General features: G+C 45.8%; 9 protein-coding genes. 8 read left to right on the top strand and 1 reads right to left on the bottom strand.

The features are described from left to right. Nucleotides 1–217: 217 nt before the first annotated feature. Nucleotides 218–3,232 carry a SusC/RagA family TonB-linked outer membrane protein gene (locus tag DVG78_RS06205; protein ID WP_114460195.1) on the top strand — a complete coding sequence of 1,005 codons (3,015 nt, stop codon included), beginning with the start codon at nucleotides 218–220 and terminating at the stop codon, nucleotides 3,230–3,232. A 12-nt stretch (nucleotides 3,233–3,244) separates the two neighbouring features. Then, complete coding sequence (locus DVG78_RS06200) at nucleotides 3,245–4,627, top strand: RagB/SusD family nutrient uptake outer membrane protein (RefSeq protein ID WP_229598149.1); 1,383 nt, start codon at nucleotides 3,245–3,247, stop codon at nucleotides 4,625–4,627. A gap of 316 nt (nucleotides 4,628–4,943) precedes the next feature. Here DVG78_RS06200 and DVG78_RS06195 read toward each other — a convergent pair whose 3' ends face one another. After that, entirely contained in the window at nucleotides 4,944–6,833 is a 1,890-nt protein-coding gene (locus DVG78_RS06195) for a tetratricopeptide repeat-containing sensor histidine kinase (RefSeq protein WP_114460194.1), read from the bottom strand. A 75-nt stretch (nucleotides 6,834–6,908) separates the two neighbouring features. Here DVG78_RS06195 and DVG78_RS06190 point away from each other — a divergent pair, with 75 nt between their 5' ends. The 6 genes from DVG78_RS06190 to DVG78_RS06170 all read left to right on the top strand — a co-directional run bounded on the left by DVG78_RS06190 (nucleotide 6,909) and on the right by DVG78_RS06170 (nucleotide 18,479). Further along, the gene (locus DVG78_RS06190; RefSeq protein WP_114460193.1) at nucleotides 6,909–7,550 is read left to right on the top strand and encodes a response regulator transcription factor; all 642 of its coding nucleotides are present in this window, start codon (nucleotides 6,909–6,911) and stop codon (nucleotides 7,548–7,550) included. A 294-nt stretch (nucleotides 7,551–7,844) separates the two neighbouring features. Then, entirely contained in the window at nucleotides 7,845–10,649 is a 2,805-nt protein-coding gene (locus DVG78_RS06185; protein WP_114460192.1) for a 3-coathanger stack domain-containing protein, read from the top strand. Between the two features lie 125 nt (nucleotides 10,650–10,774). Further along, nucleotides 10,775–11,332, top strand: coding sequence for a nuclear transport factor 2 family protein (locus DVG78_RS06180; protein WP_114460191.1), 558 nt, complete (start codon nucleotides 10,775–10,777; stop codon nucleotides 11,330–11,332). After that, nucleotides 11,329–12,645: a hypothetical protein gene (locus tag DVG78_RS29880; RefSeq protein WP_147277005.1), complete on the top strand. Its 1,317-nt coding sequence runs from the start codon at nucleotides 11,329–11,331 to the stop codon at nucleotides 12,643–12,645. Before DVG78_RS06180 ends, DVG78_RS29880 begins: the two co-directional genes overlap by 4 nt. A 16-nt stretch (nucleotides 12,646–12,661) precedes the next feature. Continuing rightward, complete coding sequence (locus DVG78_RS06175) at nucleotides 12,662–15,511, top strand: ELWxxDGT repeat protein (RefSeq protein WP_158549979.1); 2,850 nt, start codon at nucleotides 12,662–12,664, stop codon at nucleotides 15,509–15,511. 76 nt (nucleotides 15,512–15,587) lie between these two features. Then, nucleotides 15,588–18,479 (top strand): ELWxxDGT repeat protein, encoded by a 2,892-nt coding sequence (locus DVG78_RS06170; RefSeq protein ID WP_114460189.1) that lies wholly within the window; start codon nucleotides 15,588–15,590, stop codon nucleotides 18,477–18,479. Nucleotides 18,480–18,492: the final 13 nt, after the last annotated feature.

Below are 18,492 nucleotides of genomic sequence, written 5' to 3'. Positions count from 1 at the left end.
ACTTTTTTGTTTTTATTGTGCCCCTAAGTAGCAATATTTTTAGTTATATTCTTTTTAAGATTAGAATTATTTCAATATTATTGCTCTCAACAACTCTCTAGCAACAGCGTAAAAATCTTCTGTGGCTTATAGCCAACTTGGTTTCAAAACATTGAAGCATTCGCTTTTGTTTTTGAGTTGAATAAACCATTTCAATATAAACTAAATCACCAAATTCATGTTAAAATTTACCTATTTTTCGATGGCAAGACTAGTCTTTGCGACGGGGATGTGGTTACTAACCGCAATTGCCTTTGCCCAAAACCAAGTCAGTGGGACGGTCAAATCCGCCGATGGCTCCCCTATCCCAGGAACAAATGTCGTTGTGAAAGGCACCACAATTGGCACCACCAGCGGGGCAGATGGAACGTACTCCATTACGCTCCGTCAAAACAACGCGACGTTGGTCTTTTCTTCCATTGGTTTTCAATCGAAAGAGGTGGCTGTTGGCAACAACAGCACCATTAATGTAACGCTCATCGAAGACGTTTCAAACCTTCAGGAAGTCGTTGTAACAGGTTTGGCGTCGAGCATCAAACGTTCCAACTTGGCCAACGCGGTAGGAACCCTTTCGGCTAAAGACCTCATGGGAACGACCCAAATCCAAACAGTAGACAACGCATTTTACGGAAAACTGCCGGGGGTCAACATGAACACCAACGGTGGCGCACCAGGAGGCGGGGTTTCGATTCAGTTGCGGGGGATTTCATCGCTGGTAGGCGCTTCCCAGCCTCTATACATTATTGACGGAGTTTATGCCAACAACGGGGTTAATCGTTCGGGTCGTGCCTCGGTCACAGGCGCAGGAGCGGAAACCCAAGACGATGCCTCTAACCGGATTTCAGACTTAAACCCCAACGACATCGAAAACGTAGAAGTACTCAAAGGCCCATCGGCGGCGGCTATCTACGGTACCCGGGCCAATGCCGGGGTAATCATCATCACCACCAAACGCGGTAGTGCAGGCAAAACAAAAGTATCGTTTGCCCAAGACTACGGATTTGCTACTCCACAACGACTATTTGGGGTAGACAACTGGACGGAAGCTAAAATCAACACATTTTTTGCCGCTGCTCGTCGGCAGACGGAGTTAGACCGCTTCCGTGCGGCCAATGGCCAAACCTGGGATTATGAAAAGTATTTTTACGGAAACACGGCACCACTTTCCAACACTCGTTTGGGAATTTCGGGCGGGAACGATAAAACCAAGTTTTTCATTTCGGGAGCCTTGACCGACGAAAAAGGCATTGTTCGACGTACGGGCTTTAAACGCTATTCGTTACGTGCCAATATCGACCATAAACTGACCAACGATATTACCTTATCCGTAGGGTCAAACTACATCAATACCAACTCCGACCGGGGTTTTACGGGAAACCAAAATAACTCAGGGGCGAGTATTGGGTACAACATCGCTTATGTTCCCAATTATTACAACCTTTTCCCCGATGAAAGCGGTCGCTACCCCGACAACCCTTACTTCTCCGAAAATCCCGTGGCCGTAACCGACCGTGGTATCAACAACACCAATGTCAACCGATTTATTCAGTCGTTTAACCTGACGGCGAATCTTTACAAGTCAGAAAAATCACTACTGAAATTGGTAGGACAAGGAGGATTGGACTATACCCAAGGAACAACGTTTGTTTATCTTCCCGAAGATTTGCAATACCAACGCGCTCAAGGAAACCCAGGCGATGTGATTTGGGGAAAAACCGAAAACGTGAATACCAACTTCCAAACGGCATTGGTTTATAACTGGAACATTAGGAAAGTCAATCTTACATCGCAAGCGGGTGCGGTGCGGCTTAACTTCCGCGAAGACCGCTTGCTCAACCGCTCGCGTGGATTGGCAGGAGGTCAAACCAACTTGCGTCAAGGAACCGTACAAGAGATTTTTGACCAACGTTTTCAGACCATTACCGACGTGGGTGCGTTTGTTCAACAAGAAGCCAACTGGGATGATAAAATCATCGCTACGGCGGGCGTACGTTGGGATAAATCAACCCTTATTGGCGATGCCGACAAGTTTTGGGCTTTCCCGAAAGCATCTTTGGCCATCAACATTGCCAACTTTGACTTCATTCGCTCATCGAGCTTGTCTTCTGTTTTCTCACAAATCAAGCCGCGTGTTGCCTATGGACAAACCGCTGGAGTACCAGGTTTTGGAACCACATTTACGCCGCTCAACTCGGCCAATATCGGCGGATTGCTTGGCTCGGTGGTGACCACTGCGGCGGGCAATGCCGCCATTGAGCCTGAGCGTGCGGGTGAGTTGGAGTTTGGGCTAGATTTAGGATTGTTCAACAACCGAATCCAACTGGAAGCGACCTACTACGATAAGCAAACCCGCAGTAATATTCAGAATTTGCAACTTTCTCCTGCGGTGGGTATCAGTACTATTCCTACTAACTTAGCCCAACTCCAAAACCGTGGCGTAGAGCTTTCGTTGGGAGGAACCATTGCCCAAAAAGAAAAGTTTCGCTGGAGTTCGCGGGTGTTGTGGTGGAAAAACGACATTCTTCTTACCAAGTTGGGGATCCCTGCCTACAACTTAGGGGCTTTTGGGGTAACATTGGGGACATTCCTGTACCAAGAGGGCTTTTCGCCAACGACCATCGTAGGTACACGCCCAGCGCGTGATGCCAATGATACGCCTGCCGCTGAAGGTGTGCGTACAGGGGCGTACATTTTGGGAGATAACCAGCCTGATTTTCAGATGTCGTGGAGCAATGAAATCAACTTCTTCAAAAACTTTGATTTCAACATGCTTTGGCACTGGAAAAAAGGAGGGGATAATATCAACCTAACCGAGTTTTTGTGGGATGGCGGCGGAACCTCTCCTGACTGGGACGATGACGATAACGGCGACGGCGTGCCTAACGGCCGTCAGCGGGGCTTAGCTCCTCACAACGGCGCCGACCGTTGGGTACAAGATGCCACCTATCTTCGTTTGCGCGAGGCAGCGTTGTACTACACTGTCCCTACCACCTCATTGAATAAATGGTCCAACAATAAAATATCACGGGTGCGCGTAGGTTTCTCTTGCCAAAACCCATTGACGTTCAGCAAATACCGTGGCTACGATCCCGAAACTTCCACTTTTGGGTTGCAAGCCGTGGCATCGGGGGTAGATATTGCTCCTTATCCTACACAGCGTCGCTTTTTTGGTCATTTAGTTGTTGAATTTTAATGCGTTACGGACATGAAAAAAATACACTTATATACTCCGGTTTTTGCAGGGCTGTTGTTGATGATGAGTTCTTGTAACTTTTTCAGCCTTGATACTCCCAACGACCCCAACAACCCTTCGCTGGGAAGTGTGAGTCAAAACGCGTCTCGTACCCAAGTGCAAAACTTGGTAACTGGGTTGGAATCGCGTCACCGTGATTATCTCTTTACCGTGACAATGTTGTACGGAACAATGGGGCGTGAATTGTGGTACTTAAACGCCTCTGACCCTCGTTGGCAAACTGATTGGCTCGGCATGAACGGGCGTCAGGCAACAGCCAACATGTTTGGATATTTGAATACGTATCAGCAACCTTACTTTGCCATTCGTCAGGCGCAGACAGTGATTGATGCCGTTAGCAATACCAATACTTTTACGACCGAAGAGAAAAATGCGGTTTCGGGCTTTGCCAAAACCCTCATGGCGTACCAATACCTGATTGTGGCAATGGGGCAATACGACAATGGGATTCGAATTGATGTCAAAGACGTTCAAAATCCAGGGCCTTTCTTGCCGCTTGCAGAGTCGTTTACCCAAATCAAACGCATCTTGGACGAAGGCAATACCGAATTGAGCGGTGCTGGCACAGGGAATTTTCCTCTACGTTTGACGTCTGGTTTCACAGGAAATGGCTTCGGAACCATTGCTGGACTGCGTCAACTGAATCGTGCCATTGCGGCGCGCTTGGCCGTGTATCGTCAGGACTGGCAAGGTGCTTTGGATGCAGTAACCGCATCCTTTTATAGTGCAACTGGTAGTTTAGAAGCAGGCCCTGCCCATACCTTCGGGGCGCCACCAGATACGTTTAACCCGTTGTTTTTTGTCAAAAATGCCAATGTAAGCACCATGATGGTGGTGCACCCATCGGTCTTACGTGATACCATTGCGGGAGATGCACGCGTCCGTGCGAAGTTTTTCCGACGTACGGCTCCTGTCTCGGTTACATCAGATGGAACACCTCTGGCGGGTTTGTACCAAGACAACCGTTTTGCCCTCAACACCTCTGAGGTAAAGTTTTTCCGTAACGAAGAGTTGGTGCTGATTGCTGCTGAGGCCAACGCCCAGCTCAATAAAACCACAGAAGCAGTGGCGGCCATTAACCGTATTCGTACTGCTGCGGGTATTGGAAACTACACGGGCGCTACGACCAAAGATGCCCTTATTGACGAAATCTTGTTCCAACGCCGTTATTCGCTTTGGGCCGAGCCTTGGGGACATCGTTGGGTAGATTTGCGTCGCTACGATCGCCTCAATGCCGCAAACGTAGATGTAACCATTGACCGTGGTACAATTTTCAGGCAATTGGCCCGCCCGCAGGCCGAAATCAACTGGGATGAATACGTAAAAACGCGGTAATTTACGGTTTGCCCAAAATTAAAAAATCCCTGCTACTTCGAATGGCAGGGATTTTTGATTATGGTATCCTCAAGTCTAATTTTCAACCTCTTCTCATAATTCACCTGTTTTTAGCGTGCTAAAAACAAAATAGAATGTCGCATTTTTACAATCAGCATGAAATCGGTATCCGTAATTTTAAATCGTCAAATCAAAAATTTCAAAAACGATGAGGAAAGCACGATTCCGATGGGTATGACCTACCTGATTATTCCTGAAACGAATATAGCCCGATTAAAATGAGAATGAAAAAGGCAACAGCAAATGAGCCAAAGGTTTATTCATCCGTCTTAAAATCAATCAAAAAGGTCAATCCCTTTTCTTGAATTATATGGAGAGTTGCTCCTATTTGTTCGAGACGATTTCTGATGTTTTGGATACCAAACCCCTCTTTTGTGTTGGGCATCATACCTTTGCCATTATCGGCTACAATCATCTGCCAGCGGTGAGCCGTTTGTTGATCAAAAGCGATTCGTACTTGGGTAGCTTGGGCATGTTTAAGGGTATTATTGATGAGCTCTAAGCAAATAGAGTACAATGTAAACTCCAAATCTTTAGAGAGAGGAACAAGGGCAGTGGTATCAAGCGTCAGGTGAAAGTATTTGCTTTGGTTAATTTTAGCCGCAAAAATTTCCAAGGCCTTTTTTAATCCTTCTCTCTCCAGCTCAGCAGGCTGAAGATTATGAGCAAGCAGGCGTACATGGTGATAAGCCGCATTTATTTGTTGTTGGATTCCCGCAAAAATTTGCTGCTCGTGGAGAGATAGTTCACCAATTTCGACCACTTCCATACTGATGCTAATGGCCGAAAGCAAACTTCCTAGGTTGTCGTGCAACTCGGCAGCTACGCGGGTTCGTTCCAATTTTTGACCTTTGAGCATGGCTTGTTTTATTTCGTCTAATGCCCTTTGGAGTTCAGCAGTGCGCAGTTTTACTTTTTCTTCCAGTTGTTCATTAGCTTTTTGGATTACTTTTTTTTGTTTTCTATTTGTCTGGTAGAGTTTGCCAATGACAAATAGGAACATTCCTGCAACAGTTAACCCTCCTATTAACCAGTTTCTTTCTCGTTGTTTGGCTATTTTTTCTTGATTGAGTACGTATATCTGGTTTTTTTGTTGCTCATTTTGCACTCGTTCATCCAATGCTGCGTGCTGTTGTGCCAAATAATTTTGGTTGATTTTTTCGGAAGCTTTTTGGTATATTTCTAAATATTGCAGGGCTTCTAAAGTTTGTTTTGTGGCTTTGTGATTTTTATATAGAAGGAATGAAAAATCTTGCTGCAAATCGGTAAAATTGGCCAATGCGTTGATTTTTAAACCTTTCAAAGCATTTTGGTTTGACAAATTATAGTTTTTTTTGTTGGCATAATAGCGAGCCAGCTCAATGTAGCTGTACATAGACAAATATCGAATTCTAGGGTTTTTGTGATTCAGAAAAAGTTCTATTGAGCGATAAATAAAGTCCGTTCCCTTTTGTTCATTGCCAAGCGCCCAGTAGCATTTTCCTACATTTTTGTAAGAAATCGGGAGGAGTATATCAAACTGATTCTTCTCGGAAATTTTGCGACATACATCGAAAAAATAAAATGCTGAATCAATTTTTTCAAACCCAAAATAGTGGAGTCCAATGGAGTTTAGGCAATCGGCATGTTGAAATTTAAGTTTTGCTTTTTTACAAATTTCAAGCTCTTTTTTATAATGCCAAAGGCTTTTAGGATAGACTTTTTGGTCGCTATAGCTTATCCCTGCCCAGTGATGACTGATGGCAAGCAAACTGTCGTTTTTTGCTTTTTGGGCCGCCACGATGGCTTCCTCAAAAGATTTAACGGCCTCAAAGTACAACTCTCTTTTTTGCAGTGCCCACCCGATATGGAAATGAGCTTCGGCAATCTCATTAAGCATATTTTGAGCCTGCAATTCAGGGAGAATTTTTCTCAACAAACTCAAACTGCTGTCAAACTGAGCATCTTTGTTGAATGCAGTTGCGATTAAGGTATTGAGCGTAAGTATTTCTTTTTTTTGGGTGGGCGCGGATTTGCTTTCAACGGCTAATAATACTTTTTTGAGACTATCAACGGAATAACTGACCCTAAAATACTGCCCGTAAGTAACCACAGAAAACAGTATAATGATAGACAGTACTACCGACCGTTTGGTAAATGCTCTCATATTTTTTCCCTTGATGTATTGTAACCAATATAGTTTTTTTATTAATTAAAACATAAATCATGACTTCTACACACCATGGCTTCCCCCATTAAAATATTTCTGGTAGACGACCATACCATTTTTATCGAGAGTATGACCATGCTACTAGGGGCAATTGAGGGGGTGGAGTTGGTGGGAACGGCCTTTGGTGGAGAGGAAGCCCTCAGTAAGCTGTCTTTTTGCGAGGTTGAAGTGCTCATCTGCGACTACTTTATGCCGCAGATGGACGGTGTTCAATTGACCCTTGCTCTGCGTAGAACCCACCCGCACCTGAAAGTACTCATGCTTACCACCCGTGAAGATGCCGAAGGAATCCGAACCGCTATTCAAGCGGGTGTAAAAGGATATTTATCGAAAAAAGCCACCAAAGCCGAACTTCAAAGCGCCATCGTAAGCTTGTCGCAAGGACATACGTTTTTTTCGGAAACGGTCATGGATACCTTGACACAGCCACTGACGCAGGCGGAAAAAATGCTCCCACACGACGAAGCCCTCACTCGCCGCGAAATAGAAATCATCCGACTAATTGCGCAAGAAATGACCGGGCTTGAAATGGCTCGGGAACTTAATTTGAGCTATTTCACCATTGAAACCCATCGTCGGAATATTTTCCGAAAACTCGGCGTCAATTCTTCATTTGCATTGATCAAATACGCGGTACAACATCAGCTTGTTTAAACACACAACAGGCCCAAAATCTGTTGTTTATACCGAGAAATAGGTATAAAAATACCTATTATTAGTTATTTCCCCCTATTCTAAACTTTCCGACTTTTGTCCTAACCAAATCCTTCACGCAATACCCTGTAAAGTTGGCATTTTCAGCGGTCGCTTACTGGTTTTCCTAACCGTCTTTGAAACATTTAATGGATGGCTTACAGTCATGCTTTCAAAATGCCGTTGCCCTATTCTTGCACAAATCAAGCATAGGTAAATGTCATAAATCCGAAGTATCCATAAAACCACTTTACCATGAAAACCTTTATCACTCCTGCTTATTATGCGCAGTGCCTCCTTCGTACAATTAGGCATCAAATGATTCCTCTTTGCTGGCTTCTCTTTTACTTTCAAACGGTGCAAGCTCAGGTTAACGGCGCATTGGACGTTGATTTTTCCACGAATGGAAAAAACTCCATCACCTTTCCGGGGGCCAGCAACGGCATCGAATTTGCGTTGGGTTCAGCCCTGCAATCAGACGGAAAAATAGTAGTGGTTGGAAGCAGCAACGGTGGACTCGCTACCATACGTTTACTGCCTAACGGCACTTTAGACAATACTTTCTCAACTGATGGTAAAGTGGTTTTCAGTTACTCAGGGCTTACTGCACAGGCCAATGCCGTGGCCATCCAGTCTGACGGAAAAATAGTGGTGGTCGGGCAGGTACACGATACTTCGGACCCCAATAAATTGTACGATTTCGTCATTTTGAGGTATCTGCCCAACGGCAACATAGACAATACGTTCAACGGCACGGGGTCAATCCGTACCCATGCCAGTTTGAACGACTTTTATTATGATGTTGCAGTCCAAACGGATGGAAAAATAGTGGTGGCGGGCTCCCAAAACAGTCAGTTTGTGGTACGGCGTTATTTGAGTACGGGTACATTAGATGCAGATTTTGGCAGTGCAGGTACGGTTTTCGGCGTTTTTCAAGGCGTAGCTCGGGGAGTTGCTTTGCAACCTGACGGTAAAATAGTGGTAGGAGGATACACGTGGGAGTTTATGGCACCCGATAGAGATTTTGGGGTGATGCGTCTGAATGCCAACGGGACTTTAGATAATACCTTCGATACCGACGGCAAGGCCATCACAGACATTGGCAACTCTACCGACGACTATGCCTACGACCTAGCTGTTCAGGAGGATGGAAAGATTGTTTTGGCAGGTAAAATCTGGAACGGTACAAGCGATGACGTAGCCTTGGTACGCTACAACGAGAATGGCAGTTTGGATTTAAACTTCAACGACACTGGTAAACAAACGACCTCTATCAATCCCGGCGACGACCGGGGCAATGCGATAACCCTCCAACCCAACGGCGACATTGTCGTTGGCGGCACCACCCGAACGCCGGCGTATAGCTATGAAGTAATTCTGTTGGATGGTACCCGCGCTATTATTGATGTTCCCGCCAACGACGACTTTGTGGTGCTGGTGTATCAATCCGATGGGGACTTAAACACCTTATTTTCAGGAGATGGTATTCGCACCATCCCTTTTACAGAAGGAAAGCATGACAAAGGGAATACAATGCTTTTGCAAAATGACGGCAAAATCATCGTGGCCGGCTCGGTTCATAATGGCACCAACGAAGACTTTGGCATCTGTCGTTTGCATGGCTTTTACCGTTTTTACACCCTTGAAAACAGGTTGTATCTCTCTTTTGGCGATGAAGCAGAGCAGGCGCGCTGTATGGTCGTTCAGCCGGATGAAAAAATACTGGTGGCTGGTTATACCACTTCAAGCGCTGCTAAACAATTTGCCATTGCGAGGTATCTAAGGAGCGGAGCTTTGGATGAAACATTCTCGGGAGATGGAAAACTCATCATTAGCAGTACCATCCTGCCCAATGAGGCATACGCCAATGCCATCGCCCTTCAGCCTGATGGAAAAATCGTAGTGGCGGGGCAAGCATACAATGGCACCGATAGTGACTTTGCGGTGATAAGGTTGTTGCCTGACGGTACGACGGACAATACTTTCGGAACCAATGGAAAAGTGCTGGTCAATATTTTCGGGTTAGACTATTGCAAAGCAATGGCCCTGCAACCGGACGGCAAAATCGTGTTGGCGGGCTACAGTATCTCTACCGGTGGCATAGGTATTTATAAATCTACGGTGGCAAGGCTCTTGCCAAACGGTACATTGGATGTCTCATTCGATACCGACGGCAAGGTAGAATTGGGGGGAACCATCGGGACCGATGAAATCAATTCGGTCCATATTTTTAACAACAAGATCATCATCAGCGGCTACGAACTTAATCAAGACTTTGTAGCCTATCGGCTCAATGCCGACGGAAGTCTGGATAATACCTTTGATGGGGATGGAAAAGCAGTGACTGATTTTGGGATGGAACAGGCGTTGGGTTGGTGTTCGGCCATTCAGCCCGACGGTAAACTCATCATAGGAGGACGACTTGCACTGGTTTCGGGGGTGATGGTGCTCGTTCGCTATAACGTAGACGGTAGCCTCGACAATACGTTCTCGGGCGACGGTATCTATACTTCTACTAGCTATCCAGCAGATAACAGGGCTTATGCAATCAAGGTATTGGCGAGTGGTAAAATCCTAGTGGGAGGCGATGTGTTTGGCCTTAATACTTGGAGTAAAACCCTCCTGCGGGTCAATGCCAACGGGACGACTGATCTCAATTTTGGATTCAATGGTGCTTATACCTTCCCTAATTTAGGATACGAAGACGACCGTTTCGGCGCTATGGCGTTGGGCAATTACGACCGGGTGTATGTTGCAGGTTCGTACGACAATGGCACCAACTTCGACATGACCCTTTCTATTTTTCTCCAATGTAAACTCAACCCTCAAATAGTTTCGTTGACCCATCCCAACGATGACATCAGCCTCAATCGCATCAATAACCCCGAAACTGGCAAAGCGATTCAGGCAACCAATTGGGTCTTGGGAACGGCAAATGTAGCCTGCAAAGCAAAGGATTTTATTGAATTAAAACCGGGCTTTAAGGTGGAGCCGGGAGCGGTTTTTAAAGCCGAAATGGGGCTTGTCTGTTCTTATACCCTCAACCCAAACGATCCGTAAAGTACTGATTTGAAGGTTTATTGGCCCCGGAAAATGGAGACCGGTACCCATTAGAATTTAAAAAATTCACTTCGTCCGAAAAGGCCAATTTCTTGATGTAATACACTAAACAAAATCGTATTGAAATGAAGCACTTGTTTATTTGCAGCACACTGCTTTTCGTATTGCCCATGGCTTGCCGTCAGGCCGATACACAAACCCAAACCGCCACCACCACTTTTGATGAAGGCAAAGAAACCGCCGCCATCCTACAGGTTATTGAAGGAGAAACTAAATGCTTTTTTGATGGAAATTATGATTGTTGGGCCAAACATTGGGTGCATCAGCCCTACGCAATGCAGGCTTGGAACAACGACGATGGCACCTATGATGCCGCCATTGGGTGGGAAAAAATCAACGCGCAAGGCAAAGAATGGATTGAGAAGTATTACAAAAATGGCAAAAATGTCGTACACCCGGTCGTAAAACGGGAAAAACCACAGGTGAAATTTTACGGCGAGAATGTAGCGTATTTGCTCTGGAAACAATACAACGCCAACAGCGCAAAAACCCACTACATCATCAGTCAGGAAACCCGCCTCATGGAAAAGCACGACGGAGCTTGGCAAATAGCCAACGTATCGGCTTTCTGGAATGCCAAATCACGGGTGTCAGTAGATAGTCTAAACGCCATACTGCCATGAAACGCTCCTCCGCTGCTGTTTTGTTTGCCTTTGTATTGCCTTTGGTTTGGAGTTGTGAATTTGATACCAGAGGTTGGGGTGGACTTTGTATTTCTGGAGGTGAGGCATCAGGTCTCAGCTATGTAGAACCCTACGATTTCAGTGATAAAAAAACTTTTGAAAAAGATAGTCAAATCGTAGTTTATCATGGCTCGGCCTGCGGGAAATTGACCCAAAAAATCAGTGAAAATGAAATTAGCTTGCAAGGAAGTCGTCGAATACCTCGTTGGGCTACGCATGCTACCGTCTTTTTGAATGGCTGGAAGTTGGAGTATGAATCCGACGATCACCACGTACGAACGCTTGGGGTAGGAATTGGTCACATCAACCTAACCGTTAATCAAAATAGGAAAGAGGTGACCTGGGCTGCTATTGGAGCGCTCGGAGATTATAATTTTGATGATGCTTACAATTTTTGCTACCACTATACTGTAATTGCTTGGAACGAGGCCAAGATAAATCTGGCGGTAGATGACGACGAAAACTGTGCTTCAGGAACTTCCACTTACAACATGTATCCCATTGCGGGACACCTCCAAAATAATGTTTTCAAACGAAGGGTAACGGCGGGGGTGGTTCCGCGCGGTTTTTTTTTCCGGGTAGCCCAAAAAGAAGACCATCACTTGCTCCAACTGTCTTATAATATCGTTGGAAGTGAAAGAATCTTACAGAACAAAATCTACGATAACTACCCCGAAAGTACCAACCCTTTGCTCCAAAATTCCAGCCGTTTTGACTCAGCAGGGGTATTGAGTTGGAGTACCCAAGTTATTTTCAAAGACAACCAAGAGCGCTGGGAGCCCAATATAGAAAAAAACGGATACTACTTTGGAGAGATGGTTACGGGGATAGGCGGTAAGGATTTAGGGGTAATCCATCCGCCTTTTCTCATTACACCTTTGGATGATGAGGGGTGGTGGGAGTCGTTTGTTACCAGTGGCAGTCCTCTGGTGGTGACTAAAGAGTTTACGATTTCTAATATTCCCTACGAAAACGCTATCCCCATCTTATCGGGCTGGGATTTGCACTATGAAGCACTTGACGGTGACCATCATGTCCGAAAGATAGGGATCTGGATCAGCGATTGGAGTTACAGTAAGCCCTTCCGCGCTTCGAGGGGTACGCTTAAATACACCCTTTCTACTATACTGACCGATGATGAGGAAAACTCTTCGTTGGCCAATCACCGCGTTACTGTATTGGGAATCAAGCCCACGGCCATTGTACAGTCTGAAGATGGAAATATCCTGCCTGAACTTGATAATGATTTTTAAATCCGAATCCAAAAAGATGAAAAAACAACCCTACCTCTTTACATTCTGCCTATTGTTTGGCATGGCGCAATTGGTACTTGCACAAAATCCTCAAATGGTCAAAGACATCAATGCGGTGGCGGCGGGGATGCCTAATGTAGGCAAACAGGCAGTAGTTGGCTCAATTTTATATTTTGTAAAAGAGCCTTCAGAAATCTGGAAAACTGACGGTACTTCAATCGGAACGGTATTGGTCAAACATATTATTTCTGCCAGCGGGGATGCGAGAATTGATAATTTAACTAATGTAGCAGGAACGGTTTTTTTTAGTGCGAACGATGGCGTTTCGGGCAAAGAACTTTGGAAAACTGATGGGACGGCCGCCGGTACTATCTTGGTGAAAGATATTTTTGTCGGCAGTTCCGATTCAAACCCAGAAGACTTTACAGCATACAATGGTGAACTGATTTTTTCGGCTAAAAATGAAGCAAAAGGGATTGAAATTTGGAAGTCTGACGGCACTTATTCGGGTACTGCCATTGTCAAAGACATCGAGACAGGCAGTGCAAATTCGTATCCTCACGGGTTCAAAGCGGTCAAAGGTGTTCTTTATTTTTCAGCACAAACTACCGCCAATGGAGAAGAACTTTGGAAAACGGACGGTACAACAGGCGGTACGGTTTTAGTGAAAGACATTAATCCGGGAGATGACTCTTCAACCCCCGATAAACTAACCAATGTGAGTAGTTATTTGGTAAATAACGGTGTGTTATTTTTTAGGGCCAATGATGGAACTCATGGCCTTGAATTGTGGAAAAGCGATGGTACAACAGCAGGGACAGTGATGGTTGAAGATATATATGTGGGTGATGCATCTTCATCACCCACTGAGATGGCAAATGTTGATGGAGTGCTTTACTTCTCAGCCAGCAGTGCAGACGTTGGGCGAGAACTTTGGAAATCAGGCGGTACTGCGGCCAACACAGTATTGGTAAAAGATATTTTTGTTGGCAGTGAATCCGGATTTAGTTCAGTTTTTTGGGTTGTGGGTAATACGTATTATTTCAGAGCAAACGATGGCACAAACGATTGGGAACTTTGGAAAAGTAATGGTACCGCGGCAGGAACAGTCATGGTAAAGGACATCAATACAAATGGTAGCGGCAGTCCCTCAAATTTATTGAATATTGGTTCAACCCTTTATTTTACAGCTGATGACGATGTGCATGGTCGTGAATTATGGAAAAGTGATGGTTCAGCCGCAGGAACGGTATTGGTAAAAGATATTAGGGCAGGCAGCAATGATGCCAGCACCGGTTTTTTTGCCAATTTGTCCGGAAGTTTGATTTTTGGCGCTTCTGATGGGATAGAGCAAGAATTTTGGATAAGTGATGGTACTGAGCTTGGTACGCATAAAATCATTATGCCAGGCCATACCTTTGGAGGGGAACCCCGAGAACTAGTGCGTATTGGCCAACTAATTTACTTCTCAGCCAACGACGGTATCAACGGAACGGAACTTTGGAAATCTGATGGAACGGCTGAAGGAACTGTATTGGTAAAGGATATCAATGTAGGCAGCTCAAGTTCGTCGCCGTCCTCACTGGTCAATTTTAATGGAACACTCTTTTTTTCGGCCACAAATTCAACCAATGGCATAGAGCTTTGGAAGTCTGACGGTACGAATGCCGGCACGGTGATGGTAAAAGACATTGAACTGGGCAGCAGTAATTCTTCTCCTTTTGATTTTGAGGGAATAGGAAACCGCCTTTTTTTTGTTGCTTCAAAAAGTGATTCAGGGAGAGAACTTTGGAAAACAGATGGCACATCAGCAGGTACTGTATTGGTAAAAGACCTAAACGCAGGTACTGATTCGTCGACCCCCACCAGGCTTACCAATGTAAACGGCACCCTCTTTTTCTTTATTGAAAGAGATTTGCCTCCGGAGACCATTCTTTGTAAAAGTGATGGTACAGCCGCAGGTACTATAGAAGTAGATAATATTGGACCTTATGTGAGAATCGGTTCGGTGGCTGTCATGGACAATAGTCTGTTTTTTACTTATGAGAAGGTTTCAAACAATTATTGGTTAATTGTTAAAAGCGACGGTATAACAACCACAGTATTAGATGTGGGATATCAATTCTATTGTTCTGGATTAACCAAAGTAAATAATACCCTGTTTTTTTCTGCAAACAGGTTTCCTGAAGGTCAGGAACTTTGGAAAACGGATGGGACTGTCGAAGGGACCGTTTTGGCTGCGGATATCAATAGTACAGGCAGTTCACGCCCCAATAGTTTTTGCGATATTAATGGTACACTTTTCTTTGAAGCAGATGATGGTGTTAACGGCATGGGTCTATGGAAAAGCAACGGTAGTGCCGCTACTACTGCTTTAGTAAAGGGTATTTATGCAGGTAATTCTGAGATTAACGGTATTTACAATATGGGTGGCATGGCCTACTTTGCAGCAACGGATGGTCTTCACGGCCGGGAGCTATGGAAAAGCAATGGCACCACCGCCGGTACGGTCCTGATTGCCGACCTCAACCCTGACAATAACAACGGATTTCCCGGCGCGCCCTATTATACCTCCCATTTTGCTTCTATTGGAAACACCCTCTACTTTGTAGCCGATGACGGACAGCATGGCTTTGAACTCTGGAAGTACACCCCATGCCCGCAAGGGTTTACGGCTACCCCTACGGGGACCGTTACCACTCACCAACTTGCTTCGGAGACGGTCATTTCAATTGCTGGTAGCCCCAATACCATTCCCAGCGGGGCCAATGTCATTTATCAGGCAAGCAAATATGTTCAGCTAAATCCAGGGTTCAAAACCGATACTGGGGCGGTGTTTGTTGCTAAAATTGATGGGTGCAACTAGTATAAAGCCATTAAAATGAGCAGTTTAGGCCTCTTGTTTGATTTAACTTCTTAGTTTTCTTAACCCTGCATTACTTATGAAAAAGCAATTTCTCTTATTGCTCATTTGGCAATTTTTATACCTCATCCCCAAAGCCCAAAACCTCCAAATAGTCAAAGACATCAATGCGGTGGCGGCGGGAATTGAAGTTGATGAAAATAACGGCACCGCGATCATTGGTTCACAGATGTATTTTGTCAAACGTACCTCTGAACTGTGGAAAACCGACGGAACAGCAGCAGGTACGGTATTGGTCAAACACATCGTTTCGGCCTTTGGTGATTCTAACCCTCTCAACCTGATCAATGTAAGCGGGACACTTTACTTTACCGCCAATGATGGCATCAATGGGGAAGAACTTTGGAAAAGCGACGGCACCGCGGCCGGTACCGTCATGGTCAAAGATATTTATACAGGCAGCCTTGGTTCCGAACCTCAGGGGTTTGTATCCTACAACGGGCAGTTGGTATTTGCGGCCATGACTGCCTCGCAAGGGCTTGAACTCTGGAAAAGCGACGGCACCGCTGCCGGAACGGTTATTATTAAAAATATCAATTCGGGAACTGCCAATTCAGCTCCCAGTAGTTTTACCATTGTGCAGGGAATCCTCTATTTCGGGGCCTTTGATGCAGCCAATGGTCGAGAATTGTGGAAAACCGATGGCACTACCGGGGGAACTGTATTGGTCAAAGACATCAATCCCGGTACTACCCACTCATATCCCAACTCCCTTGTCAGGGCCGGTTCATTTGGTGGTGTTGCTGCGACGGATGTTTTGTTTTTTACCGCTGACAATGGTACAAAGGGAAGAGAACTCTGGAAAAGTGATGGTACTGCGGCCGGCACGGTATTGGTCAGAGATATTTTTCCGAGTGCAACTTTGACGGATCCTTCACCTCAGAGACTCACAAATGTAGACGGGACGCTTTATTTTACCGCAGATAATGGCTCTGCCGGTCGCGAACTTTGGAAAAGTGATGGAACAGGAGCCGGAACCGTCTTGGTCAAAGATATACATCCTGGCTCAGAAAGTGGGATAACTGATTACGGTCTGCCCTTTGTCGTCAATACCAGCACGTTGGTTTTTTATTTTGAAGCCAATGATGGAACCAACGGACAGGAACTCTGGAAAAGCAGCGGAACTGCAGCGGGAACGGTGATGGTTAAAGATATCAACAGTGGAGCGGCTTTCGGTTACCCTACTTCTTTCAGATTGGTAGGAAGTACGCTCTATTTTTCCGCCTATGATGGAACCAATGGGTCCGAACTTTGGAAAAGTAATGGGTCGGCAGCAGGGACAACTTTAGTCAAAGACATTTGGGCCGGGGCCGGGAGCAGCTATCCACAAGGACCGGTGAGCCTGTCCGGATTCCTTATCTTTCTGGCCCAAGATGGGAGCAACAGCACCATCAATGAACTCTGGAAAAGCGACGGCACCGGTCCCGGAACGAGCAAGATAGTGCCCAATGCCAATACCGTCAGTGCTCAGCCCAAATACGTAGTGACGATGGGCAATAAAGTTTTCTTCGCCGCAAATGATGGCATCAACGGCGAAGAGCTTTGGAAAAGCGATGGCACTTCTGCCGGTACAGTCATGGTAAAAGACCTCAATTTTGGAAGCCTCAGCGCTTCACCTACCGACCTTATCAATATCAATGACACCTTGTTTTTTGTTGCTGAAAACGGTATCCATGGCCGGGAACTTTGGCGAAGCGACGGCACCGCTGCCGGAACCGTATTGGTGAAAGACATCAACTTGGGGATAAACTCTTCCTCTCCCGAAGAGCTAACCGAATGGAACGGGACATTGTTTTTTAGGGCTTCTACCAATACCGCCGGTTCCGAATTGTGGAAAAGTGACGGTACTGCGAGCGGAACAGATATGGTGAAAGATATTTACCTCGATTCCGGTCCCGGAGCGCCCAAATATCTTACCAACGTTGCAGGGACTTTATTTTTCTTTGCCTATACTACAACGGGCCCCGCTCTCTACAAAAGCGATGGGACCACCGCCGGGACGGTAAAAGTAGCTGATATAAATATGGATTGGAATGAGATTGAACCTCCCGTCGCCATTGGGAATACCCTGTTTTTTTCCGGTCCTAATGCGAGTGCTACTGATATCGAACTCTTTAAAAGTGATGGAGTTTCCATTTTTTTAGTAAGAGATATTCGATCCGGCACCTCACCCTCATCGCCGGGATCATTCACGAACATCAATGGTACATTGTATTTTAAGGCCAATGACGGTACTAATGGCGAAGAACTTTGGAAAAGTGACGGCACTGCGACAGGAACCGAGATGGTCAAAGACATCAATACGACGGGAAGCTCATTTGCTGTGAGTTTGGTCAGTATCAAAGACACCCTCTATTTCTCCGCAAGCGATGGGACCAACGGCCGTGAATTCTGGAAAAGTGATGGCACTGCAGCCGGCACGGTGATGGTCAAGGATATTGCGGCAGGAGGCAGCAGTTCCAATCCCACCCGGTTTTTCAACTTTGGTGGCACGGCCTATTTTGCAGCAACCGACGGTTTTCACGGGCGGGAGCTTTGGAAAAGCAATGGTACTACTGCCGGTACAGTCCTGATTGCCGACCTTAACCCCGACAATAACAGTGGATTTTCCACTGCCCCCTATTTTACGCAGATGGGAGGCAATCTATACTTTGTAGCCGATGACGGACAGCACGGCTTTGAACTCTGGCGGTACACCCCCTGCCCGCAAGGGTTTACGGCTACGCCTACGGGAACCGCCACCACCCACCAACTGGCTTCGGAGACGGTCATTTCAATTGCTGGAAGCCCTAATACCATTCCCAGCGGGGCCAATGTCATTTATCAGGCAAGCCAATATGTACAGTTGAACCCGGGATTCAAAACCGATACTGGGGCGGTGTTTACCGCTCAAATTGGCGGGTGCAATTAGCACAAAATGCTTA

This window comes from Runella aurantiaca (assembly GCF_003339505.1).
GTDB lineage: Bacteria > Bacteroidota > Bacteroidia > Cytophagales > Spirosomataceae > Runella > Runella aurantiaca.
Note: the sequence above shows the minus strand (reverse complement) of the source record. Positions and strands in the feature narration are given on the sequence as shown.